Origin of the sequence: Micromonospora sp. WMMA1923 (assembly GCF_049179195.1) — a bacterium.
Taxonomy (GTDB): Bacteria; Actinomycetota; Actinomycetes; order Mycobacteriales; family Micromonosporaceae; genus Micromonospora; species Micromonospora yangpuensis.
Window position 1 is genome coordinate 331,303 of sequence record NZ_JBMHLZ010000001.1, and the last position, 23,708, is coordinate 355,010.

Genomic DNA, 23,708 nt, shown 5'->3' on the forward strand with positions numbered 1-23,708 from the left:
CCTGGACTCGTGCACCCACAGATCGGTCAGCGTCGACCACAAGGAGATGTGTCATGGTTGCTCCGGCTACTGTTCGCGGCATCGATCAGGCTCCGACCTCCCACCGCCCGCTGCTCGACTGGGTCAGACAGGTCGCCGAGCTGACCACTCCGGACCGGGTGGTGTGGGTCGACGGCTCCGACGAGGAGTGGCGTCGGCTCACCGACGAACTCGTCGAGGCGGGCACCCTGATCCGGCTGAACCCGGAGAAGAAGCCCAACTCCTTCTACGCCCGTACCGACCCGTCGGACGTCGCCCGGGTCGAGGAGCGGACGTACATCTGCTCGGTGGACGAGGCGGACGCCGGCCCCACCAACAACTGGATGGCGCCGGCCGAGATGAAGCGGACGATGACCGACCTGTACCGCGGCAGCATGCGCGGGCGCACCATGTACGTCATCCCGTTCTGCATGGGCCCGGTCGAGGCCGAGAACCCCATGTTCGGCGTCGAGATCACCGACAGCCCGTACGTGGTGGCCTCGATGCGGATCATGACCCGGATGGGCGCGACGGTCCTGCAGGCGATGGGTGACGACGCGGACTTCGTCCGCGCGCTGCACTCCATCGGTGCGCCGCTCGCCCCGGGCCAGCAGGACGTGGCCTGGCCGTGCAACGAGACGAAGTACATCTCGCACTTCCCGGAGAGCCGCGAGATCTGGTCCTACGGCTCCGGCTACGGCGGCAACTCGCTGCTGGGCAAGAAGTGCTACTCGCTGCGGATCGCCAGCGTGATGGGGCGCGACGAGGGCTGGCTCGCCGAGCACATGCTGATCCTCAAGATCACCTCACCGGAGGGGAAGGTCTACCACGTCGCCGGGGCGTTCCCGTCGGCCTGCGGCAAGACCAACCTGGCCATGCTGGAGCCGACCGTCCCGGGCTGGAAGGTCGAGACCATCGGTGACGACATCGCCTGGATGCGGTTCGGCCCGGACGGCCGCCTCTACGCGGTCAACCCGGAGTACGGCCTCTTCGGCGTCGCGCCCGGTACCGACTGGAAGACCAACGCCAACGCGATGCGGACGCTGGACCGCGGCAACTCGGTCTTCACCAACGTGGCGCTCACCGACGACGGTGACATCTGGTGGGAGGGCATGGGGGAGCCCCCGGCCCACCTGATCGACTGGAAGGGCAACGACTGGACGCCGGAGAGCGAGGGCCTCTCCTCGCACGCGAACAGCCGGTTCTGCACCCCGATCACCCAGTGCCCGATCCTGGCCGACGACTACTTCGACCCCAACGGGGTGCCGATCGACGCGATCCTCTTCGGTGGCCGTCGGCGGGACACCATCCCGCTGGTCACCGAGGCCCGGGACTGGGTGCACGGCGTGTACCTGGGCGCGACGCTCTCCTCGGAGACCACCGCCGCCGCCTCCGGCGCGGTCGGCGTGGTCCGCCGCGACCCGATGGCCATGCTGCCGTTCATCGGCTACCACGCCGGCGACTACTTCAACCACTGGATCGAGATGGGCAAGGGTGCCGACGGCGACGCCGCCAAGCTGCCCAAGGTCTACTACGTCAACTGGTTCCGCAAGGACCCCGAGGGTGCCTTCCTCTGGCCCGGCTTCGGCGAGAACTCGCGGGTGCTCAAGTGGATCATCGAGCGGATCGAGGGGCGGGCCGACGCGGTCGAGACCCCGATCGGCATGGTCCCGGCGCCCGACGCGCTGGACGTCGAGGGCCTGGACATGACCCCGGAGGACATCCGGATCGCGCTGAAGGTCGACCCGGAGGAGTGGCGCGCGGAGCTGCCGCTGATCACCGAGTGGTTCGAGAAGTTCGGTGACAAGCTGCCCGGCGTGCTCTGGGCCGAGCTGGACGCGCTGCGGGCCCGGCTGGACGCGTCACCGGCCCCCCGGTAGGTGTGACCGAGGCCCGATGCGGGCACCAAGCACGACCATGAGCATGAGGACGGCCGCCGTGACCCAGGTCCGGCGGCCGTCCGCCGTCCGGGCGTTGACCATCCTGCTCGGCGTGACCGCGGCGGCCACCGTCGTGGTCGAGCTGCTCAACTGGTGGTACGCCCCGGAGCAGGGCTTCGGTCTCGCCGTCCGGACCGGCTGGGCGATGCTGCGTACCCTCGGGTTCCTGGTGTTGATCTCCCATGTCCGGCGCGGTCGGGCGGCGGCCCGGCCGCTGGGGTTGATCCTCGCCGTCACCACGGTCTTCGCGGTGGGTCGCCTGATCGTCCCCCGGCAGGGGATGCCGCCGCTGCCCGGGGTGCTCGGCTTCGCGCTGCTCGGCACGCTCTGCCTGAGCGTGGTCTGGCTGCTGTACCGGTCGCCTGCCGTCGCCGCGCACCTCACCCGGCACCGCCGGGGCCTGGTCCTCACCGAGGGCCGGATCACCTGGCGGGAGGTCGCCCCGAAGCGCCCCGAGGCCACCGGGTGGCTGCTGACCAGCCGGGTCGCCGCGCTCACCTACAGTCCGCTGATGCTGGTGCCGGCCCTGATCGCCGGCGGAGCCGTGCTGGACGGCCGGTTGGTGGCGGTACCGGCGGTGTTGTTCTGGTTTGTCGCCGGGATCGCGGTCAGCCACCTGGTGCTGTTCTGTGTCGCGTTCCTGATGCGGGGCAAGCGCTGGGCCGGCACGCTGCTGGTGGCGATCACCCTGGGTGTGCTCGCCGTCCACCTGCCGCTCTGCTGGTGGCTGCTCGGCGTGGACGGTCTGATCCGCGACGGCGCCCCCCTGGTGGCCGCCGCCGGCCTCGCCCTCTACTCCCTGCGCCGGGCCGCGACCAGTTGACGGCGGCGGGTCGCGGCTCCCCGCCCCTGACCTTGCGCCCGGGTCGCTACTCTGCAAGGTGATGAATCTGCGGGACCTCATGTACTCGGTGTACGAGCGTCGGCTGACGGCGAAGCTCGCTGGTAAGACGGTGCCCCGACACGTCGGCGTGATGTGCGACGGCAACCGCAGATGGGCCCGGGAGATGGGCTACGTCGACCCGAACGACGGCCACCGGGTCGGTGCCGCCAAGATCAAGGACCTGCTCGGCTGGTGCGATCAGGCCGGGATCGGGCACGTCACGCTCTACCTGCTGGCCACCGACAACCTGCGCCGGCCGGCCCGCGAGCTGGACCCCCTGCTGAAGATCATCGAGGATCTGGTGGTGGAGTTGGCCGAGGAGGGCAACCCCTGGCGGCTACGCATGGTCGGCGCGCTCGATCTGCTGCCGGCGACGACCGCCACCGCACTGAAGGCCGCCGAGGAACGCACCCGGGACCGCAGCGGCGGTGCCGAGGTCAACATCGCCGTCGGGTACGGGGGCCGCCGGGAGATCGCCGACGCGGTGCGCTCCCTGCTGGTCGAGCACGCGGCGGCCGGCGGCACCATCGAGGAGCTGGCCGAGACCCTCGACGTCGAGCACATCGCCGAGCACCTCTACACCCGTGGTCAACCCGACCCGGACCTGGTCATCCGGACCAGTGGCGAGCAACGGCTCTCCGGTTTCATGCTCTGGCAGTCGGCCCACTCGGAGTTCTACTTCTGCGAGCTGAACTGGCCCGAGTTCCGCCACATCGACTTCCTGCGCGCGCTGCGCTCGTACGCCAACCGGCAGCGCCGCTTCGGGGTCTGACGACCGGCCCCGCCGCGACGGGGCCCGGACGTCGGCCCGCTGTCGGGGCGGTCAGCCCAACTGGTGGGCGGCGGCAGTGAGGAAGTCACCAAGCGCGGCGGGGGAGTCGATGGTCAGGTCGGCGGCCTCGGCGACCTCCTGCCCGGTCTCCGGGTTCGCCACCGCGACGCAGACGCCGACGAAGTCCGGGTCGGCGGCGGCCCGGGCGCGCAGCGCGGCGAACGCCTTGATGTCCGAGACGTCGTCGCCGAAGTACCAGGCGCCCGCGGCGGTCCGCACCACCTCGCCGATGACCATGCCCTTGTCCCGGTCGACCGGCGGTTTGATCTCCAGCACCATCCGGCCGGCCTGCACCCGCAGCCCGAGCCGTTCGGCCTGCTCCCGCCCCCACCGCTCGACCGCCGGGCCGAGTTCCGGTGCGGTGCGCCAGTGCAACGCGACCGAGAGCCGCTTGAACTCGACCAGGGCACCCGCCGGCAGTTCGGCGCGGGCCAGGTCGGCCAGCTCGGCCATGGTCGGCACCCAGGGCAGGGCGGCCGGCTCGGTGACCGTCTCGCCGCCGGAGTGGCTGTGCTCCAGGCCGTACAGGCCGTAGAGGTCGACCCCGTCGAGCCCGTCGAAGTGGTCCCGGAGGAAGTCCACCGGTCGGGCGGAGACGATCGCCACCCGCTGCATGGCCGGGGCCAGCACCTCGATGGCGGCCAGCACCTTCGGTGCCGGTTGCACCGCGGTGGGGTCGTCGTCGACCGGCGCCAGGGTGCCGTCGAAGTCGAAGAAGAGCACGGTGTCGGCCGCCCGGTCGGCGGTCGCCCGCCAGGCCTGGTCGGCGCTCAACGGGGTCAGTGGCTGGTGGTTGCCCACATTCAACGGCGGCACGCGCGACAGCGTACCCCGGGAATCACGGCTCATTCGTGGTCGCTGTCACACCCGAAAGGCTTGCGTGAGCGTCGATGCGTGGGTTGTGGCCGGCCCGCCGCGGGCGCATCACCGTTCGGCGGCGTCGCGGCCCGGCCGGAAGAGCGGCACCACGGGTGCCTCCCGGCCGTGGTTGAGCAGGTAACCCTCGACGAAGCCGGCGTTGCGGTCACCGGTCTGTGTCTCGATCTCGTCGAGTCGGGACACCAGGAACTCGGTGAGCGCGGTGAGTCGGTCGTTGAGCCGGTCGTTGAGCTCGGCGATGACGGCCAGGACCACCGCCGTGCCGGCGACGGTGAGCGCGAAGAGGTTGACCACCAGCGGAAGCTGCCCCGCATCGGCCACCCCGAGCACCACGTTGCCGGTCAGCCACAGGGTCAGGGAGACCGCGGCGACCACGACTGCCAACCACTTGAGGGCCATGCCCCTCCTTCATGTCCCGCGGGGCCGGGCCGACAGGTGTCATCCCCATCGATCCCATCCCCCACCGATGACGAGCCCACGCAGTACGTCCAGGACGCTAGCGCGCATGGTCGACCGGCGGAGCGGAACCTTTCGGACGCCACCGGCGTTCTTTCGCCATCTGAACTACCCGGCCTTCCTGCCGCGTCGCCGCCCGTCCATCGGAAGAGTCGGGCGATACGCGAGGTATCGGATGGTTTCCCGGATGTGGAACTTTTCCGCGTCCGAGACGTTCGGATCGACCAGCCGGCGCAGCAGCGCCTCCACGTCGGGATCCATCGGCGGCGGGGTGGGCGCGCTGCGCGGCGGGGTGTTGCGGTCCCAGCCGAGCGCACCGAAGGCGGCCACCGCGTTGAGCCCCAGCCCCTCGCAGAACGCCACCACCCGTTCCGCCTCCGGGTCGCTGGCCCAGTCACCGCGTACCCAACGGTTAATGGTCTGGCGGGAGACGCCGGTGCGTCGGGACACCTCGGTGCCGCTCCAGGCGCGAGTCGCGCGGGCGTCGTCGAGGGCCCGACGGATGAAGGTGGCGAAGGCGATTTTCCGTGCGTGAGCGTTCCCGGTCACCAGGTGACGGTACGGCGTAATGCCCGCCGGGGCACGGGCAAGCGCATTCCTGTCACGTGAACGTGACGCCGAAGTCGGGTTCACAGAATCCCCCCAGACGCCGGCAAAGCCGGGTGTTGTCGGCGCAAAATAGCGGCCTCCGAGTGCGGACGTAATCGGACGAAAAGCTGATACTGTCACGCTCATGGGACAACCTACGGTGTGTCACGTGCATGAGACCGCTAGTGCTCGCATGCGCCACGCACCCCGACCGAGGGGGGCGTGGTGACCGAACTCGTCACCCGTGCCCAGGCCTTCGGCCTGATCGCCGAGGGGGTGGCCGCCGGGCTCAGCGCGCCCTGGCGACTGCACCTGGCCCGAGGTGGCCCGTACCTGTCGCTGGATGTGGCGGACCGGGCCGAGTGGAACGCCTGGCGGGCCCATCTCGACTGTGCGGAGCTGAGCGTCCGGGTCTACGACGCCGGCGGGGAGATCCGCCGGGTCTCGGTCGCCGCGGCCAACCGGGCCGGTTACCGGATCAGCGTCGAGCTGGTCGAGGAGGTCAGCACCGACGACCTGGAACAGCTGCTGACGGCCGACTCCCTGGCCGGGGCGGCGCATCGGGGCGGAGCTGTCGGATGAGTCCCTTCCTCGCGGTCTTCCTGGTCCTGCTGCTCGGCTCGACCAGCTACGCGGCGGGGCGGCTGCACGGCCAGCTCAGCTACCGGATCGGCTACCGGTTCGGTTACCGGCAGGGCTACTTCGACGGCGACCGGGGCGCCTGGAACCGGCGTCGCCGGACCGCCCAGGCCGCGATCGCCTCGGCACTGGCCGTCCCCGCCCGGCAGGTCGGCCCCGCCCGCCAGGTCGGCCCCGCGACCCAGGACAGCGGCACCGACGTGCGTCCCGCCGGATCGGCCGGCATCGCGACGGTGGGCACCGGGACGGCGGGTGCCCCGACGGTGGTCAGCGGAGCGGCGGGTGCCCCGACGGTGGTCAGCGGAGCGGCCGGTGCCCCGACGGTGGTCGTCGGGGTGGTCGGTGCCACCGCCCGTCCGGTGACCCGGGAGGGCACCACGTACACCGGTTCCTCCTTCACCGCGTCGGCCGGCCCCACCGGCGTCCGGCATCCCACCGGTGCCGGCACGCTCGTCCAGCGACCGGGCTGAGCCCGCCACCCGCTCGGTGCGTCGTCGTCCACGACGGATGCGCACCGTCGGGACCGCGCCGCAGACCGTGACGTGGTCCCGGCCGGCCGGGATGCGCGCAGGGGGCAAGGCATCCCGGCCGGCTCCGCCCTGTTCACGAGCTGCTTTCGCCAGATCCACGATCACCCTCTAGCCCCCACGCCTCCGCGCGGCTAGCGTCTAGGCATGGCGCGGGGTTCTCCCGGGCCAGCCGGCCAGCCCGGATCTGCGACCTCGCGCACGGGGCCCGCATCCGACCCCGTGTCCCCGGGCACCGGAGGAGGCGGAACGCGGGTGGCGGGTGCCCATCCGTCGGAGCAGGCCTGTGACGACTCGCCGTACCGATGCCGGGGCCGACCAGACCCCGACCGCGACAGCCACGACCCGCCGGGCCACCCGGAGCCGCCGTACGGCGGCCGCCGCGCCGGCCGATCCCAAGGAGCCCCGACCAGCTGGCGCCGCGGAGCCTGGCGCTGCCGGTGCCGCCTTCGTCCTGGACACCTCGGTGCTGCTCTCCGACCCGGCGGCCTTCCACCGGTTCGCCGAGCACGAGGTGGTGATACCGCTGGTGGTGATCTCCGAACTGGAGGGCAAACGCCACCATCCGGAGCTGGGGTGGTTCGCCCGCCAGGCGCTCAGGATGCTCGACGAGCTGCGGATCACGCACGGCCGGCTGGACCAGCCGGTGCCGGCCAACGACGCCGGCGGCACGCTGCGGGTGGAGCTCAACCACACCGACGACGGGATGCTGCCACCGGGTTTCCGTAACGAGTCGAATGACGCCCGGATCCTCTCCGTCGCGCTCAACCTCGCCGGCGAGGGGCGGCAGGTGACCCTGGTCAGCAAGGACATGCCGCTACGGGTCAAGGCCGCCTCGGTGGGCCTGCGCGCCGACGAGTACCGGCACGGCCAGGCCAGCGACCCCACCTGGACGGGCATGGCGGAGCTGGGGCTGACCGAGGAGCAGATCGGCGCGCTCTACGCCGGTGACGCCCTCGACCTCGACGCGGCGGCCGGGCTGCCCTGCCACACCGGGTTGGTGCTGCAGTCCGGGCACGGTTCGGCGCTCGGCCGGGTGCTGCCGGACAAGACGGTACGGCTGGTCCGCGGCGACCGTGAGGCGTTCGGCGTGCACGGGCGCTCCGCCGAGCAGCGGGTGGCGCTGGACCTCCTGCTGGACGAGTCGATCGGCATCGTCTCGCTGGGTGGCCGGGCCGGGACCGGCAAGTCCGCGTTGGCGCTCTGCGCCGGTCTGGAGGCGGTGATGGAGCGTCGCCGGCACAAGAAGGTGGTCGTCTTCCGCCCGCTCTACGCCGTAGGTGGGCAGGAGTTGGGCTACCTGCCGGGCTCGGAGTCGGAGAAGATGTCGCCCTGGGCACAGGCGGTCTTCGACACCCTCGGGGCGGTGGTCCACGAGAACGTGCTGGAGGAGGTCACCTCCCGGGGCATCCTGGAGGTGCTGCCGCTTACCCACATCCGGGGCCGGAGCCTGCACGACGCCTTCGTGATCGTGGACGAGGCCCAGTCTCTCGAGCGTGGGGTGCTGCTCACCGTGCTGTCCCGGATCGGCCAGGGGTCCCGGGTGGTGCTCACCCACGACGTGGCGCAGCGGGACAACCTGCGGGTGGGGCGGCATGACGGGGTCACCGCGGTGATCGAGGCGCTCAAGGGTCATCCGCTCTTCGCGCACGTCACGTTGAGTCGTTCGGAGCGTTCGCCGATCGCGGCGATGGTCACCGACCTGTTGGAGGACGTGCCGCTCTGACTCCTACCTTCGGATGCATTTGTCCGGACATATAGGTTATTTTTGTGTGGCGCAGGTCACAAAAGACGTCATTGGTTTCCCATCCGTCCCACGGTGCGCGATGGTGTCCCACGAGCGCCCGCGCACCAGGGACATCACCGGTGATCGTTCGCCCCGGGGGCGAGCCGGCACCGGGATGGGAGCCAGTGCGTCGGCTGCGACCGGCGACCAGGGTCGGGGCGCTCACGGTGGCGAGCGCGGCCCGAGGAGGGCCTGACCCGCCACCGTGTCCATGCCCCCGACGAAGGGATCACTTCGTGAGTCGGCTGTGGAGCCGGTTCGGCGCCCGTACGGCTGCTGTCGCACTGCTCTCCGTGGGCGTTGCCGGCGGCATCTACCTGGGCGACCACCAGGAGACCCAGCAACAGGGTCGGACCGCGCAGGTCTCGTTGCAGGTCGACGAGGCCGAGCATGACTACCAGCGGGAGCGGCAGGCGGCGCACCACGTCCAGTCCGCCAAGCAGCGCAGCGCCGAGTACCAGGCGAAGCTGCGGGCCGCGAAGGCCGCCAAGGAGGCCGCCCAGCGGGCCAAGGAGGCCGAGGCCGCCGCCGCGTCACGGAAGAAGGCGCGCGAGGAGGCCGAGGCCAAGAAGAAGGCCGAGGAGGCCGCCGAAAAGGCGAGCAAGCCGTACGACGGCCCGGTGCCGGACTCCTGCACCGAGTTCAGCGGCAACCGCCGCACCGGCTGCTCGATGATGGTGCAGGCCGGCTTCGGGATGGACCAGTTCCCCTGCCTGAACAAGCTCTGGAACAAGGAGAGCGGCTGGAACCACAAGGCCCGCAATCCCTCCTCCGGTGCGTACGGCATCCCCCAGTCCTACCCCGGTAACAAGATGGCCTCGGCGGGCTCCGACTGGCAGACCAACCCGGTGACCCAGATCAAGTGGGGTCTCGGCTACATCGAGGGCCGCTACGGCAGCCCCTGCAAGGCCTGGCAGCAGTCCCAGAACACCGGTTCGTACTGACCGACGCGGATCGACGGCACCGGGGCGGGGGGTGATTCCCCCGCCCCGGTGCCGGTTCCGGCGGGTACGCCGTGGCCGCCGAGGTGGCGGGTCGCGGTTTTTGCTGATACCCCTTGGGGGGTGACCCTGGGCCCAGGCGGCAATGATCCCAACCGGTTCGGCACCGAGGCGTTCTACGCCTCGCTCGGCCGGGCCTTCGTCGCCATGTGCGCCGTCGTACCGATCCTCTTCCTCATCGAGGCGCTGGACGTCTGGCTCGGCGCCGGCTTCGACATGGCCGCCGGGATCATCCCGCGCCGGATCGACGGCCTCGACGGGGTCTTCTTCTCCCCGTTCCTGCACCACGGCTTCGACCACCTCTACAGCAACAGCATCCCGCTGATCCTGCTCGGCACCTTCGTGCTCGCCGCCGGGGTGCGCCGGTTCCTCTGGTCGACCCTGGTCATCATCCTGGTCAGCGGCCTGGGAGTGTGGTTCACCGGCTCACCGAACTCCATCGTGGTCGGTGCCAGCGGGGTGATCTTCGGATACCTCGGCATCCTGTTCATGCGGGGCATCGTCGAGCGCAGCTGGTGGAACTTCGCGGTGGTGCTCCTGGTCGGCCTGCTCTACGGCTGGCAACTGCTCGGCATCCTCCCCACCGACGAGCGCATCTCCTGGCAGGGGCACCTGTTCGGGCTGCTCGGCGGGCTGGTGGCCGCGGTGATCTTCCGCCGCCGTCGGTCGGAGACCGAGCCGTACTCCGACTCCTCGTTGCTCTGAGCTGGCACCGGCCGCGGTCAGCCGCGTCGAGCCGATCCGAGCCGGCCGCGGTCAGCCGCGTCGACGCCGACCGGAGCCGAGGGCGGCGATCAGCACCGCGACCAGGGTCAGGGCCGCCCCCACCAGGGTGATCGGCCCGGGTCGCGAGGCCGCCGTGGGCAGCACCAGATCCAGCAGTACGGCACCGAGGATCTGCCCGGCGATGGTCGCCAGGCCGAGCAGCAGCACGCCGGTGAGCCCGACCAGCGCGGCGGCGACGGCAATGAAAGCGACCCCGATCGGGCCGCCCAGATAGAGCCACGGCTCGGTCGGCAGGCTGCCGGTCGGCCAGCCCCGTACCGCGACGTCCACGGCGAACGCGAGCAGCAGGGCCGCCAGACCGACGACGAAGTTGACGAGCGTGGCGGTCGGCGTGCTGCCGGCGGCGGCCCGGACCCGGCCGTTGACCGCCTGCTGCCAGGCCACCCCCACCCCGGCCAGCAGCGGCAGCACGGCCAGCGCCAGGGCACCCGGGTCTCCCAACCGGTCGCCGACGGCGAGCAGCACCGCCAGCACGGTGAGCACCGCCCCGGCGAGCCGGGTGACGGTGACCGGCTGCCGGCCGGCCGGGCCGATCCCCGCCCGGTCGACCAGCAGGCTGCTGCCGGACTGCCCGGCGACCACCGCCACGGTGAAGATCGCCACGCCGAGGGTGCCGATGGTCAGCCCCTGGGCGGCGACCAGGAAGGCCCCGCACACCCCGCCCAGAAGGTGCCAGGGGCGCAGCGAGCCGTCGCTGAGCGCCGTCCGCAGGGCGACCAGCCCGCCCCGCCCGGCCGCGGTGGCCAGGACCAGCACCAGCAAGATCAGCAGCCCCAGGCCGAACGAGATGACGGCGGCGGCGAACCCGTCGGCCAGCCGTACGCCCAGCTCGCCGTTGATCCGGGACTGCACCGCGACGGTGAAGCCGGCCGCGGTCGCCAGCGCCACCCCGGCGACCCGACGGGAGGTGGGCAGAGTTGCGTGTTCCGTGGCCTACTCCTGCTCAGCGAGGGGGCGGCCGTCGAAGTCGATGGCCGAGTAGAGCGCCAACTTCTCCAGCCGGTGGTACGAGTCGATCACCCGGATCGTGCCGCTCTTGGACCGCATCACGATCGACTGCGTGTACGCCCCACCGGCCCGGTAGCTGACCCCGCGCAGCAGGTCGCCGGAGGTGACCCCGGTCGCGACGAAGAAACAGTTGTCCCCGGTGACCAGGTCGTCGGTGGTGAGTACCCGGTCCAGGTCGTGCCCGGCGTTCAGCGCCCGGTCCCGCTCGGCGGCGTCCTGCGGCCAGAGCTTGGCCTGCATCACCCCGCCGATGCACTTGAGGGCGCAGGCCGCGGTGATCCCCTCGGGGGTGCCCCCGATGCCCATCAGCACGTCGATCTCGGACTCGTTGCGGGCCGCGGCGATGGCCCCGGCGATGTCGCCGTCGGAGATGAACCGGATGCCCGCGCCGGTCCGGCGGATCGTCTCGACAAGTTCGTCGTGGCGGGGGCGGTCGAGGACGCAGACCGTGACCTCGGACACGTCGGTGCCCTTGGCCCGCGCGATCCGGCGGATGTTCTCCACGGCGCCGGCTTCGATGTCCACCACGTCGGCGTAGGCCGGGCCGACGGCGAGCTTCTCCATGTAGAACACGGCGCTGGGATCGAACATCGCGCCCCGCTCGGCGACCGCCAGCACGGCGAGGGCGTTCGGCATCCCCTTGCTCATCAGGGTGGTGCCGTCGATCGGATCGACCGCCACGTCCACCTCGGGGCCGGTGCCGTCACCCACCTGCTCGCCGTTGTAGAGCATCGGCGCGTTGTCCTTCTCGCCCTCGCCGATCACCACGACGCCGCGCATCTGGATCGAGTTGATCAGCTTGCGCATCGCGTCGACGGCGGCCCCGTCGCCGCCCTCCTTGTCCCCCCGGCCGACCCACCGACCGGCGGCCATCGCTGCCGCCTCGGTGACCCGGACCAGGTCGAGGGCGAGGTTACGGTCGAGATCCTGGGGGATCCGCGTCCTGGTGTTCGTCATGGCTCTCCTCGCGACGCTGCGGGGTGGACCGGCGCACGGCCCGCTGCCGGCTCTGCCGCGCGGCTGCGCTGCCGGCTTCGCCGCTGATCCTCACACGCTGGTCAATCTAGCGCCGGGGCGGGTCGGTGGTGGCCCGGTTCCCGGGACCAGGGGGGCTGTCAAGATGGGGAGGTGGAACCCGTCCAGCCAGCCAACCGCGTACCCGCCGACCCGACGCCGCCGGACGGCCAGCCGCCGGTGACCCCGGCGACCCCGGCCCCCGACGAGCCGGTCGAGCCGACCGCTGACGCCCCGCCGTCGGTGCGGCCGTCCGAGCACGGCCGGCGACCCCGGGACATGGCGATCTCGCTGCTGGTCCTGCTGATCCCGATCGCCCTGCTGTTCGTCTTCTACCGGGGGTTCCTCGGTGGGGACCAGCCGATCTCGATGGACCCGGCACCGGCGGTGGAGCAGGCGCGGGACGCCGGCCTCTTCCCGGTAAGCGAGCCGACCGGGCTCGGCCCGGACTGGCACCCGGTGCGGGCCAGCTACCAGACCGTCGAGGGCGGGGCGAACCTGCGGATCGGCTACGTCACGCCCGAGGGCCGTGGTGCCCAGCTGGTGCAGAGCAACGTGCCGGCGGAGCGGCTGCTCCCCGCCGAGCTGACCGCCGAGGGGCAGCCGCAGGGCTCGGTGGACCTGGCCGGGCGCAGTTGGCAGCGGTACACCGCCCGGGGCAACGAACAGGCGTACGTCCTGCTGGAGCCGAACCGTACCGTCCTGGTCGTCGGCGACGCCCGGGACAACGAACTCCGTCAGTTGGTCACCGCCCTGGGGTGACGGTGCGGTGGGATTGGTCACCGCCCTGCGGTGACGAAGCGGTGGGATTAGCGAAGCCGACGTTCGGGAACAGAAGGTACGGATCCCGTCGGTCGCAGGTCGGACCGGGCGGGACCGGTGCCCGGGGTGGGCGTACGCCTCGGCACCCCACCTCCTGCGGCCCCACCCGGGCCGGACGACCGGTTGGAGATGCTCACGTGACGATTCGGCGCTTCGGCGCGGCGGTCTTCGCCGCGACGCTTCTCGCCCCCACGCTGTCCGCCTGCACCGGGACCGCCGAGACCGGGGCCGGGGCAACTCCCACGGTCTCCGGCAGCGCCTCGCCCGCCCCGTCGGGAACCGTCTCGCCCGGCCCGTCCGGCGCGGTCAGCGGCGACGCCAAGCAGGCCCTGCTGAACTCGACCAACGAGATCAAGAACGGCAACTTCCGGTTCACCATGTCCGGTGCCGGATCGACGGCACAGGGCCAGGTGCACCAGCCGAGCCAGAGCGCCCAGCTGAAGATCAGCCTCGGCGAGGCGGGATCCGACCTGATGCTGGCCCTGGACCTCATCCACGCCAAGCCGGACAGCTGGGTCAAGCTGGACCTCGGTGGTCAGGTGGCCCCGAGCCTGCCGCCGGCGCTGCGCGAGCTCAACCTCGACAAGTACCAGCACCTCGACCAGACCAAGATCCAGGGCAACCGGAGCCTCGGCTTCGACTTCGACAAGCTCGACCCGGCCGGCAGCGCGGTGCTCACCCAGGGGATCACCGAGGTCCGGCAGACCGGCGAGGGCGCGTACGCCGGCACCGTCGACGTGTCGAAGGCGGCCGAGGCCGGGTCGTTGGACACCAGCCTGATCACCGCGCTGGGCGCCCAGGCCCAGTCGCTGCCGTTCACCGCCCGGCTCGACCCGCAGGGGCGGCTCAACGAGCTGATCATCAAGATCCCAGCCACCGGCCAGACCGAGGCGCAGGACGTGAAGATCACGTACTCGGATTACGGCAACGCCACCGAGGCGCCGAAGCCGCCGGCCGACCAGACCGTCGAGGCCCCGGCGGAGCTGTACAACCTGCTCAAGTGACCCGCCGCCCGGCCGGGCAGTGACCCGCCGCCCGGCCGTGGCCGGGCAGTGACGCGGGCCCGGCGCTCGCCGGGCGGATGATGCGGGTGCCCGACCGTGACCGGGCGGGTGGACCCGGCGGCCTGCCGCCGGCCGGCTTCCTCGACCTCCGGGTCAGGAGTCGGTCGGCTGTCGGGCCGCGTCGATGCGGGTGCGCGCCCCGTCCAACCAGCGTTGACAGATCACCGCCAGCGCCTCGCCGCGTTCCCACAGCGCCAGCGACTCCTCCAGCGAGGTCCCGCCGGTCTCCAGGCGCTCCACCACCGAGGCCAGTTCGGCGCGGGCCTGCTCGTAACTGAGCCGTTCGTCCGGCCCGGCCTTCTTCTCGTCAGTCATCGCCACCATCTCAACACACCGGGTCCCGGCCACCCTCAGGCCAGGTAGCCGCTCGGATCCCGTGTCGCGCCAGCTCCGTGCCACCAGTCCCGGGCCGGGCCCAGCTTCGGGCCGGGCCCAGCTTCGGGCCGGCTCAGCTTGGGGTCGGGCTCAATACCGGGTCGCGTCCAGCTTGGGGTCGGGCTCAATACCGGGTCGCGTCCAGCTTCGGGCCGGGCTCAGCTTCGGGCCGGGCTCAGTATCGGGCCGGGCTCAGTATCGGGCCGGGCTCAGCTTCGGGTCGCGGTCACGGTGGCCGCGATCTCGCCCTCGGCCAGCCGGACCCGCAGCGGATCACCCCCGGCCACCTCGGTCGCGGCGCGTACCACGTGGCCGTCGGCGCGTTGCACGATCGCGTACCCCCGGTCGAGGGTGGCGGCGGGGGAGAGCGCCCGCAGTCGGGCCAGGGTGTGCCGCAGGTCCTCGCCGGCGGCGGTGAGCCGATGGTCCAGGCTGCGTCCGGCGCGCTGCCGCAGGGCGGTCAGCTCGCTCGCCCGCTGGTCGAGCATCACCTGCGGCCGGGCCAGCACCGGCCGGGACCGCAGTCCGTCGAGGCGGTGCTGTTCCCGGTCGACCAGGTTGCGTACCGAACGTTCCAGCCGGTGCCGGGCCTGCCGGATGAGGCGTACCTCCTCGGTGAGGTCGGGCACCACCCGCTTGGCCGCGTCGGTCGGGGTGGAGGCGCGCACGTCGGCGACGTAGTCGACCAACGGTGCGTCGGTCTCGTGGCCGATCGCGCTGACCACCGGGGTACGGCAGGCGAAGACCGCCCGACACAGCGCCTCGTCGGAGAAGGGAAGCAGATCCTCGATGCCGCCACCACCGCGGGCCAGGACGATCACCTCGATGCTCGGATCGGCGTCGAGCACCTTCAACGCGTCGATGATCTGCGGTACCGCGCCCGCCCCCTGCACCGCCACGTTGACCGTGCGGAACTCCACCGCCGGCCACCGACGACGGGCGTTGGTCAGCACGTCCCGCTCGGCCGCCGAGGCCCGGCCGGTGACCAGACCGATCCGGCCGGGCAGGAACGGCAGCCGACGCTTGCGGGCCCGGTCGAAGAGCCCCTCGGCGGCGAGTAGCTTCTTCAACTTCTCCAACCGGGCAAGCAGCTCACCGAGGCCCACCTGGCGGATCTCGTCGGCCCGCAGGCTCAGCGTGCCCCGGGCGGCGTAGAACTCCGGCTTGGCGTGCAGCACCACCCGGGCACCCTCCCGGAGCTCCGGCGCACCGGCGTCGAGCACGTCCCGGTTGGTGGTGACGGTCAGGCTGAGATCCGCCGATGGGTCACGCAGAGTGATGAAGACCGTGCTCGCTCCCGGCCGTCGGCTGATCTGCGCCACCTGCCCGTCGACCCAGACCCAGCCGAGTCGGGCGATCCACGCCCCCACCTTCTGGCTGACCACGCGTACCGGCCACGGCTGTTCGGAGCTGCTCCTACCATCCTCACCCACCCGCCCACCCTACGGACGCCCGCCACCCCCCACGACCCCACCACCTGTAAGGAAGGGCCCCTTCCTATCGCTTTCTGTTGTACAGGGGGCCCTTCCTTACCCCCGGTCGCGGTGGATGTCGGGGGTGGAGAGAGGCACGTACGATGGGTGGGTGACTGAGGCTGACCCGACTCCCCGGACCGGCAAGCGCGTGCTCCTGGCCAACCCCCGCGGCTACTGCGCGGGCGTGGACCGCGCGGTGCAGACCGTCGAGGAGGCGCTCAAGCTCTACGGCGCCCCGATCTACGTCCGCAAGCAGATCGTGCACAACAAGCACGTGGTGCAGACCCTGGAGGCCCAGGGTGCGATCTTCGTGGAGGAGAACGAGGAGGTGCCGGAGGGTGCCACCGTGGTCTTCTCCGCGCACGGCGTGGCACCCGAGGTCCACGAGCAGGCCAAGGCCCGCTCGCTCAAGGCGATCGACGCGACGTGCCCGTTGGTGACCAAGGTCCACCACGAGGCCCGCCGGTTCGCCGCCGAGGACTACGACATCCTGCTGATCGGTCACGAGGGGCACGAGGAGGTTATCGGTACCGCCGGTGAGGCTCCGGCCCACATCCAGCTGGTCGACGGTCCGGACGACGTACAGAACGTCACCGTCCGTGATCCGAACAAGGTCGTCTGGCTCTCCCAGACCACCCTCTCGGTCGACGAGACGCTGGAGACGGTCGCCCGGCTCAAGAAGCGGCTGCCGCTGTTGCAGTCGCCGCCCAGCGACGACATCTGCTACGCCACCTCCAACCGGCAGCACGTGGTCAAGGAGATCGCGGCCGAGTGCGACGTGGTGATCGTGGTCGGCTCGCGCAACTCCTCCAACTCGGTACGCCTGGTCGAGGTGGCCCTGGACGCCGGAGCCCGCGCCGGGCACCTGGTCGACTTCGCCACCGAGATCGACGACGCCTGGCTGACCGGGGCCGGCACCGTCGGTGTCACCTCCGGCGCCAGCGTGCCGGACGAGCTGGTGCAGCAGGTGCTGGCCCACCTGGCCGAGCGGGGTTTCACCGACGTCGAGGAGATCACCACCGCCGACGAGCGACTCGTCTTCTCCCTGCCGCAGGAGCTGAAGCGGGACATGAAGGCCGCCGCTGCCGCCGCCCGGGACTGAGCCCGCTGAGCACCGCCGGGGCTGAGCACCGTCCGGGAGTGAGCACCGCCCGGACGGGTGGTTCCGGCCGTGGACCGACGGCGCGTGCGGGTGGCGTGACCGGGCCGTCGGCCCCGCTCCGACCCGGGTCCGCGCCAGCGGGTGGGAACGGAACTTCTCCCGGGTACGTCAGAGCTGGTATGAGGACTACTCGGATCGCCCTTCCCGCCCTCGTCGCCTGCCTGGTGCTGAGCGCCTGCGGTGGCCAGGGCCCCGGTGACGTGACCGGCGAACCCGGCAGCACAGGAGGACCGTCGATGGCCACCCCCACCGATCCGACCGACCCCACGGGCCTGCCCGATCCCACCGCCTCGGCCGATCCGACCGCTGCGGTGTCCCCGTCGCCCCCGACCCGGCTGCCGAAGCTCAGCCCGCCCGCCACCCGGCCGGCCGAGCCGCCGGTGCCAAACCCCGGTGGCTCCGGCGGACCGGCCGCCACCACCCTGACGGGGACGGTCGAGGCCGGGGTGGAGCCGGGCTGCCTGTTGCTGGACGGCCACCAGTTGGTCGGTGGCCCCCGTGACGTGCTGCGGGCCGGCGCCCGGGTGACCGTCACCGGGCAGGTCCAGCAGGACCTGATGACCACCTGCCAGCAGGGCATCCCGTTCCTGGTGGCAAGCGCCCGCGCGGCCTGAGCCGCGCTCACCCGGCCTGGGCCGGAGCTCGGACGTGCCGGAGCTCGGACGCGCCGGGGGCTCGATGTGCCGGGGGCCCGATGTGCCGGAGCCCGGCCCCGAGGATCGGGGGCCGGGCTCCGGTGTCGAGCGGGTGCCGGTGGGTCAGTTCACCGCGTCGATGGCCACCGCACCGCGGCCGACGACCGCGCCCTCGGTGGTCACCACGGCCAGCTCACCCTGCAGTTCCCGGCCGGCGGCCGGGGTGGACAGGGCGGTCACCGTACCGGTGAGGGTGGCGGTGGCGCCGTACGGCAGGGTGAGCGGGGTGCTCGGGGCGGCGAGCGTGCCCAGCGACGGGGCCGAGAACGAGTCCCGGTAGTCGTAGGCGGTGCTGGTGCCCGGCCCGTCGACGGAGTAGCCGTCCACCACGATCCGGTAGGTGCCCGGTGCCGGGTTGGTGATGGTCACCGCCTCCTCGGAGTCACCGTCGGCCTGCTGGCCCACCAGGGTGGTGCCCCGGTAGACGAAGAGATCGAGGTCGGCACCGGGGTTGGCGGTGTTGCCGATCCGGGCGGAGAGGGTGGTCGCCCCGGCCGGAACCTCCACCGTGAACTCCTGCTGCGCGCCGTCGGCGATGGTCGGCCGTTCGGTGTGCACGCTGGAGAGCGGGCCACCCCGTCCGGTCACCGAGACCGGACCGAAGGTGTTGGTCAGGTCCCAGGTCACCGGGGTCGGCGTACCGGCGGTGACCGCCGGCAGTTCGACCACGGCCGGCGAGAGTGCCACGCCCTGGATCCGGGCCCGCAGGTGGAACGGGTTGTTCAGCGCCGGCGAGGTACGCCGTGACTCCACCTCGATCTCCCAGACCCCGGGAATCGGGTTCTGGTAGTCGCGTTCCTGCGGCTTGCACGCGTTGGCGTCGGAGAAGTTGGTGAAGCAGGCGGTGCTGGCGGTGCTCTCCACCGGCACGCCGTACGGGTTGATCGCGATGAACCGGGTCTGCGAGCCGGTGGCGATGCCGGAGAGGTTCACCTGCAGCGCGCCGGCACCCGGCGGCACCGTCACGAAGAACGAGGTGAAGCTGTTGCGGTCGACCGTACCCTCGCCGGAGAAGGAGAAGCTCGGCCTGGTCGGCTCGTGCGGGACGACCACCGTGACCGGGATCTCGAAGTCCACCGTGGAGGTGTTCGGGTCGTCGATCGTCATCAGCACGGCGTGCAGCCCACGGGCGGTCGGCCGGGCGGTGACCGGGATGGTGACCGGCCGGTTCAGCGCCAGCGACACCTGCTGACGGGCCCGGAAGGTCCCGTCGTTGCCGCGCAGCGTGATCTGGTGCGGGATCCCCTTGGCCGGGCCGCTGGTCCGGGTGATGGTCACCTCGTACGCCCGGGACTGGTTGATCCGGTGGCCACCGTCGGCGGTCGCGCACCGGTTGTACACGCCGCTGCCCCGGTGCGGGTTCGGCACGAAGGTGCCGAGGTCCCGGTCGTACCGGGTCAGGTTGGCCGACAGCGGGGTGCAGACCGGCGCGTCCGACAGGTACGAGCGGGCCTCCACGCCACCGGCGAGCAGCTCCCAGCTGGCCGGTACGTCGAACATGCCGTACCCCTGGGCGTAGGTCGGCACGTCGGCGATCGGCTTGCCGGCGGTGTAGATGGCCCGGCGCAGCGCGGCCGGGCTGACCCCGCGGTCGGTCGCCTTGGCGGCCGAGAGCAGCAGCGCGGCGGCACCGGCGGCCTGCGGTGAGGCCATCGACGTGCCGTTGAGCATCTGATAGCCCGGGGGCAGCGGGTAGCCGGCCTCCGGTACCGGGTTGCCCGGCTGCCAGAGCGGCGCGGTGGAGATCGCCGAGCCGGGGGCGGCGATGTTGGGCTTGAAGCCGCCGTCCTCCCGCGGACCCCGGGAGGAGAAGTTGAACAGCGCGTTCTCCTTGCGCACCACCGAGCCGTAGTTGGCCAGCCAGGTGTCCTTGCTGATGCTCGCCGCGACGCTCACCACGTTGCTGGCCACCGACGGGTCGCCCACGGTGTTCGCGCCCGGGCCGGAGTTGCCGGCCGAGATGAACATCTGCACGCCGTAGATGTCGATCAGGTCGTTGTAGAGCTGCGCGCGGGCGTTGGACCCGTCGTTCAGGGTGGGCAGGCCACCGATCGACATGTTGACCACGTCGACCTTGCGGTTGACCACCAGGTCGACCATGCCGGTGGTGAGCGCCGCGGCGGTGCAGCCGCCGCCCCACGAGCAGGCCCGGGAGGAGACCAGCTTGGCACCGGGTGCGGCACCGTCGAAGGCGGCGTTGCCGAGCATGTCGTTGGCGGCGGTGATGCCGGCGACGTGCGTGCCGTGGGTGCTCTCCACGATGCCGATGTTGACGTAGTCGACCAGGCCGGGGCCGCCGGCCGGGGTGGTGTCGACGTTCTTGCGGTACTCCACCACGAACGGGATCTGCTCCCGGACCGGGGTGGCCGGGTTGTCGGTGCCGAAGTGGCCGACCTGGAAGCTCTCCCGGTACGGCCGGATCAGCTCGTCGGCGGAGAAGTTGCGGTCCTGGTTGGCGTCGACCCAGATGTTGTTGGTCTGCGGGTCGAACAGGATGCCCCAGGTATCGGTGGTGTCACCGTCGCGGTTGACGTCACCGCGGGCGTCGCTGTTGGCGGTGATCGACTCGCTGAACCGGTTGAACCGGTAGGTGCCGGCCGGCGCGGTCCAGGTGAGGCCGGCGGCGGTGAAGGTGGGGCCGGCGACCTCGGTGATCATCGCACGCCAGCTGGCGTCCTCCAGCGGGTCGGTGGCGGTCACCCAGTCGACGATCTTGCGCTCGCCGGTGGTGGTCTGCTGCAGGGCCGGGTGGTCCAGGTCCACCCCGGAGTCCATGATGCCGATCGTCACGCCCCGGCCGTCCCACTGCGGGTTGTCGGCCTTGAAGGCCTCCGCGCCCGTCTCGTTCGTGGGCATGTACGGGTTGACGCCGGGCGTCTGCGCGTCCGGGCCGGCCAGGGTGCTGCCCTGGGCGGTGGCCGTCGCGCCGTTCGGGGCCCGCTCCGGAGCCGGGTCGGGCAGCGGGATCGTCTCGTCGAGGTCGACCGCGGCGACCCCGGGCAGGGTGGCGGCCTTGAGGACCTGGCCGGTCGGCACCTTGGCCAGCACGTAGCCGACCCGGTCGAATTGCTGGCTGACCGTACCGCCGAGCTTGCGGACGCCGTCGGCGACCTGCTTGGTCTCGCCCTTGTCGGCGGCGACGATCAGGGTCACCGTGGCGGCCTTCTTCGCCTGGGCCTGGGCCAGCAGCTTGGCGTCGTGCGCGCCGAGGGCCTCGGCGGCGGTGGCCGGTGCGTCGGACGTGCCGGGGGCGGCGCTGGCGGTGCTGGCACCACCGGCCACGGAGATGGCTCCGGCCGCCATGACCGAGGCGATGAAGGCGGCGGAGGTACGCCGACTCCGATTGCGGGGTTTGCTCACGTTCGGTATCCCCCAGGATGATGAGGGCCCCGAGAGATCGCGGGGCGTGGTGTGAGCGCATCCTTTGTCGTCCCGCCCGTCGATGTCACTACTCGGCAGTACGTTGTGACCAGGTCGTGACGTGTGGCCGTACACAGTGTCATGTTTAAGGTGATGAAACTCGGACACACCTCAGCGGTCGGTCGATGTGGACGCCGCCCCGTCGGCCAACTCGGGCGCCTGCGGTTGGCGCGGCGCCACCTCAAGCTGACCCGGGGTGGCCAACTCCTGATCCGAAACGCCCAACTCGGCGAGCTTGCGGGCACTTACCAGCACCCGCGCCTCCAGCGACCCCACCGCCCGGTTGTACGCGGTCACCGCCCCGCCCAACGAGGTGCCCAGCTTGCCGACGTGCTCACCGAGGGTGGAGAGCCGCCCGTACAGCTCCCGGGCCAGCGAGTGGACCGCCACCGCGTTACGGGCCAACGACTCCTGCCGCCACGAGTACGCCACCGTACGCAGCAACGCGACCAGGGTGGCCGGCGTGGCCAGCACGACGTTGCGGGCGAAGGCGTGCTCCAGCAACGTCGGATCGCGCTGCAACGCCACGTCGAGAAAGGTGTCGGCCGGCACGAACAGCACCACGAACTCCGGCGTGCTGTCGAACGCCGCCCAGTACGACTTGGCCGCCAACGCCTCGACGTGCATCCGCAGGTGCCGGGCGTGCAGGGTCAACTGGGCCTCGCGGCCCCGCTCGTCCCGGGCCTCCATCGCGGTCAGGTACGCGTCGAAGGGCGCCTTGGCGTCCACCACCACGCTCCGGCCGCCGTGCAACCGGACCACCAGGTCGGGGCGTACCGTCTGGTGGTCGGCGGCGGCGGTGACCTGCTCGTCGAAGTCACAGTGCTCCAGCAGGCCGGCGGCCTCGACGATCCGCCGCAACTGGTGCTCGCCCCAGCGGCCCCGGACCTGCGGCGCACGCAGCGCCGACACCAACTGCTTGGTCTCGGTACGCAGCTCGCCCGAGACCGCGCCCATCGCCCGCACCTGCTCCCGCAGCTCGGCGTACGCGTCGACCCGGTCCCGTTCCAACTCGGCCACCCGGGACTCGTAGCGCAGCAGCGTGTCGTGCAGCGGTGCCACCGCCCGCGCCACCGCCTCCTGGGACTGGGCGGTCGCCTCGAAGCTCAACGCCCGCATCGACTGCTCCAGCCGTCCCTCGCCGGCCTGCGCGGCGGCCAGGGTCGCCTCCAACCGGGCCACCTCGGCGGCCGTCCGGGACCGGGCGGCGAGCCAGCCGAGCGCACCACCGGCGGCGAGGCAGACGACCACCACGGCCAGCGTCGAGAACTCCATCCCCGAAGCTTGCCAAACCCCACCCCCACCGCTGTGTAAGGAAGGGCCCCTTGTTAACGCTTTTCGTATAGCGGGGCACCCCTCTCACACCCCCGAAGTTGATCAACGGCGGTCGCCCGGAGGGCGGGTGTGGGCCGGCCCGGGTACCGTCGAGTCATGGATTTTCTGCTGGTGGTCGTACTCGTGGCGCTTGTGGCGGGCGGTTTCCTGTGGTGGCGGCGGGAGAGCGCCGCGCGGCAGGCCCGGGAGTTGGCCGACGTCCGGGCCGACGCGCAGCGCTGGTACGAACGGCTCGGCGGCCAGGTGATGAACCTGCACGGCGACGAGCCTGCGGTCCGGCAGGCTCTCGTCGACGCCGGCGAGCGGTACAACGCCGCCGGCAGTCAGCTGGAGCAGGCCCGCACGGCGCAACAGTTCCGGCTGGCCCGGGAGACCGCCCTGGAGGGACTCGCCTACGTCCGGGCGGCCCGTACGGCGCTCGGCATCGACCCGGGGCCGGAGCTGCCGCCGCTGGCCGCCGCCCAGGGCGTGGGGCAGATCACCAAGGAGCGGCAGGTCGATGTGCAGGGGCAGACCTTCAAGGCCGGCCCGCAGCCGGGGCGGGACACGCCGTACTACTACCCGGGTGGGCGGATGCAGGGCCGACCGGTGCCCGCCGGGTGGTACTCGACGCCCTGGTGGAAGACGGCGCTCGGAGCCGGTGCCGGTGTCCTCGGTGGCATGCTGATCGCCGACGCCCTGCTCTCGCCCAGCTTCGGCGACCCGGGCTACGCCGAGGGTTACCAGGACGGCATGGGTGACGCCGGTGACATGGGTGACATGGGCGGCGACATGGCCGGCGGGGACATGGGCGGCGACTTCGGCGGTGGTGACTTCGGAGGCGGTGACTTCGGCGGCGACTTCTGAGCCGACGCCGACGCACCTCGGTGGCCGACCCGCTCCGGGTCGGCCACCGCTTTTTTCGATCTCGCCGCTGCGGGCCGGTCTCACCGCCGCGCCGCTGCGGGCCGTAGCCGGTGAGAAGGGGCCCCTGCTATACCGAAAGCGTTAACAGGGGGCCCTT

The 23,708-nt window shown here is 71.7% G+C and carries 21 protein-coding genes and 1 pseudogene; 13 read left to right on the top strand and 9 right to left on the bottom strand.

Annotated features, from left to right (window positions below):
- Positions 1–53: 53 nt before the first annotated feature.
- The 3 genes from ACN28G_RS01595 (at position 54) to ACN28G_RS01605 (ending at position 3,613) form a co-directional block, all read left to right on the top strand.
- The gene (locus ACN28G_RS01595) at positions 54–1,898 is read left to right on the top strand and encodes a phosphoenolpyruvate carboxykinase (GTP) (protein WP_421478218.1); all 1,845 of its coding nucleotides are present in this window, start codon (positions 54–56) and stop codon (positions 1,896–1,898) included.
- A 43-nt stretch (positions 1,899–1,941) separates the two neighbouring features.
- Positions 1,942–2,781 carry a hypothetical protein gene (locus ACN28G_RS01600; protein WP_421480841.1) on the top strand — a complete coding sequence of 280 codons (840 nt, stop codon included), beginning with the start codon at positions 1,942–1,944 and terminating at the stop codon, positions 2,779–2,781.
- 61 nt (positions 2,782–2,842) lie between these two features.
- Entirely contained in the window at positions 2,843–3,613 is a 771-nt protein-coding gene (locus ACN28G_RS01605) for an isoprenyl transferase (RefSeq protein ID WP_091434730.1), read from the top strand.
- A 51-nt stretch (positions 3,614–3,664) separates the two neighbouring features.
- On the opposite strand, the gene otsB is transcribed toward ACN28G_RS01605, so the two are convergent.
- The 3 genes from otsB to ACN28G_RS01620 all read right to left on the bottom strand — a co-directional run bounded on the left by otsB (position 3,665) and on the right by ACN28G_RS01620 (position 5,557).
- The gene (gene otsB, locus ACN28G_RS01610; protein ID WP_091434732.1) at positions 3,665–4,489 is read right to left on the bottom strand and encodes a trehalose-phosphatase; all 825 of its coding nucleotides are present in this window, start codon (positions 4,487–4,489) and stop codon (positions 3,665–3,667) included.
- Between the two features lie 108 nt (positions 4,490–4,597).
- The gene (locus ACN28G_RS01615; protein ID WP_091434734.1) at positions 4,598–4,951 is read right to left on the bottom strand and encodes a hypothetical protein; all 354 of its coding nucleotides are present in this window, start codon (positions 4,949–4,951) and stop codon (positions 4,598–4,600) included.
- Between the two features lie 165 nt (positions 4,952–5,116).
- Complete coding sequence (locus tag ACN28G_RS01620) at positions 5,117–5,557, bottom strand: helix-turn-helix domain-containing protein (RefSeq protein WP_091434736.1); 441 nt, start codon at positions 5,555–5,557, stop codon at positions 5,117–5,119.
- A 264-nt stretch (positions 5,558–5,821) separates the two neighbouring features.
- Between ACN28G_RS01620 and ACN28G_RS01625 the strand changes: the two genes are divergently transcribed.
- From ACN28G_RS01625 to ACN28G_RS01645, 5 genes and pseudogenes are all read left to right on the top strand, one after another.
- Positions 5,822–6,178, top strand: a complete 357-nt coding sequence (locus ACN28G_RS01625) for a hypothetical protein (protein WP_091445969.1) — start codon at positions 5,822–5,824, stop codon at positions 6,176–6,178.
- Positions 6,175–6,453 (top strand): annotated as a pseudogene (locus ACN28G_RS01630) (hypothetical protein); the annotation flags it as partial. The gene ACN28G_RS01625 and the pseudogene ACN28G_RS01630, both read left to right, overlap by 4 nt.
- 595 nt (positions 6,454–7,048) lie before the next feature.
- On the top strand, positions 7,049–8,488 hold the full coding sequence (locus ACN28G_RS01635; RefSeq protein ID WP_091434740.1) for a PhoH family protein: 1,440 nt from the start codon (positions 7,049–7,051) through the stop codon (positions 8,486–8,488).
- Between the two features lie 296 nt (positions 8,489–8,784).
- Positions 8,785–9,492 carry a lytic transglycosylase domain-containing protein gene (locus ACN28G_RS01640; RefSeq protein ID WP_421478219.1) on the top strand — a complete coding sequence of 236 codons (708 nt, stop codon included), beginning with the start codon at positions 8,785–8,787 and terminating at the stop codon, positions 9,490–9,492.
- 120 nt (positions 9,493–9,612) lie between these two features.
- On the top strand, positions 9,613–10,254 hold the full coding sequence (locus ACN28G_RS01645; protein WP_091434743.1) for a rhomboid family intramembrane serine protease: 642 nt from the start codon (positions 9,613–9,615) through the stop codon (positions 10,252–10,254).
- Positions 10,255–10,305: 51 nt separating this feature from the next.
- Here ACN28G_RS01645 and ACN28G_RS01650 read toward each other — a convergent pair whose 3' ends face one another.
- Together ACN28G_RS01650 and glpX are read right to left on the bottom strand one after the other, a co-directional pair.
- Positions 10,306–11,250 carry a DMT family transporter gene (locus tag ACN28G_RS01650; protein WP_091434745.1) on the bottom strand — a complete coding sequence of 315 codons (945 nt, stop codon included), beginning with the start codon at positions 11,248–11,250 and terminating at the stop codon, positions 10,306–10,308.
- Between the two features lie 18 nt (positions 11,251–11,268).
- Complete coding sequence (gene glpX, locus ACN28G_RS01655) at positions 11,269–12,300, bottom strand: class II fructose-bisphosphatase (protein ID WP_091434747.1); 1,032 nt, start codon at positions 12,298–12,300, stop codon at positions 11,269–11,271.
- A gap of 171 nt (positions 12,301–12,471) precedes the next feature.
- Here glpX and ACN28G_RS01660 point away from each other — a divergent pair, with 171 nt between their 5' ends.
- Both ACN28G_RS01660 and ACN28G_RS01665 read left to right on the top strand, forming a co-directional pair.
- Positions 12,472–13,119 (top strand): DUF4245 domain-containing protein, encoded by a 648-nt coding sequence (locus ACN28G_RS01660; protein WP_421478220.1) that lies wholly within the window; start codon positions 12,472–12,474, stop codon positions 13,117–13,119.
- Positions 13,120–13,316: 197 nt separating this feature from the next.
- A complete protein-coding gene (locus ACN28G_RS01665; RefSeq protein ID WP_091434750.1) occupies positions 13,317–14,183 on the top strand; it encodes a hypothetical protein in 867 nt (288 codons plus the stop codon).
- Between the two features lie 153 nt (positions 14,184–14,336).
- Here ACN28G_RS01665 and ACN28G_RS01670 read toward each other — a convergent pair whose 3' ends face one another.
- Both ACN28G_RS01670 and xseA read right to left on the bottom strand, forming a co-directional pair.
- Positions 14,337–14,558: an exodeoxyribonuclease VII small subunit gene (locus tag ACN28G_RS01670; protein WP_091445971.1), complete on the bottom strand. Its 222-nt coding sequence runs from the start codon at positions 14,556–14,558 to the stop codon at positions 14,337–14,339.
- Between the two features lie 269 nt (positions 14,559–14,827).
- The gene (gene xseA, locus ACN28G_RS01675) at positions 14,828–16,051 is read right to left on the bottom strand and encodes an exodeoxyribonuclease VII large subunit (protein ID WP_421478221.1); all 1,224 of its coding nucleotides are present in this window, start codon (positions 16,049–16,051) and stop codon (positions 14,828–14,830) included.
- Between the two features lie 151 nt (positions 16,052–16,202).
- On the opposite strand from xseA, the gene ACN28G_RS01680 reads away from it, so the two are divergent.
- Both ACN28G_RS01680 and ACN28G_RS01685 read left to right on the top strand, forming a co-directional pair.
- The gene (locus ACN28G_RS01680; protein WP_091434754.1) at positions 16,203–17,195 is read left to right on the top strand and encodes a 4-hydroxy-3-methylbut-2-enyl diphosphate reductase; all 993 of its coding nucleotides are present in this window, start codon (positions 16,203–16,205) and stop codon (positions 17,193–17,195) included.
- A gap of 179 nt (positions 17,196–17,374) precedes the next feature.
- Positions 17,375–17,869: a hypothetical protein gene (locus tag ACN28G_RS01685; RefSeq protein ID WP_091434756.1), complete on the top strand. Its 495-nt coding sequence runs from the start codon at positions 17,375–17,377 to the stop codon at positions 17,867–17,869.
- A gap of 144 nt (positions 17,870–18,013) precedes the next feature.
- Here ACN28G_RS01685 and ACN28G_RS01690 read toward each other — a convergent pair whose 3' ends face one another.
- Together ACN28G_RS01690 and ACN28G_RS01695 are read right to left on the bottom strand one after the other, a co-directional pair.
- Positions 18,014–21,310, bottom strand: a complete 3,297-nt coding sequence (locus ACN28G_RS01690) for a S8 family serine peptidase (RefSeq protein WP_421478222.1) — start codon at positions 21,308–21,310, stop codon at positions 18,014–18,016.
- Between the two features lie 171 nt (positions 21,311–21,481).
- Positions 21,482–22,645, bottom strand: coding sequence for a DNA recombination protein RmuC (locus tag ACN28G_RS01695; RefSeq protein ID WP_421478223.1), 1,164 nt, complete (start codon positions 22,643–22,645; stop codon positions 21,482–21,484).
- A gap of 156 nt (positions 22,646–22,801) precedes the next feature.
- Between ACN28G_RS01695 and ACN28G_RS01700 the strand changes: the two genes are divergently transcribed.
- The gene (locus tag ACN28G_RS01700) at positions 22,802–23,551 is read left to right on the top strand and encodes a hypothetical protein (protein WP_091434762.1); all 750 of its coding nucleotides are present in this window, start codon (positions 22,802–22,804) and stop codon (positions 23,549–23,551) included.
- The last annotated feature ends 157 nt before the right edge of the window (positions 23,552–23,708 follow it).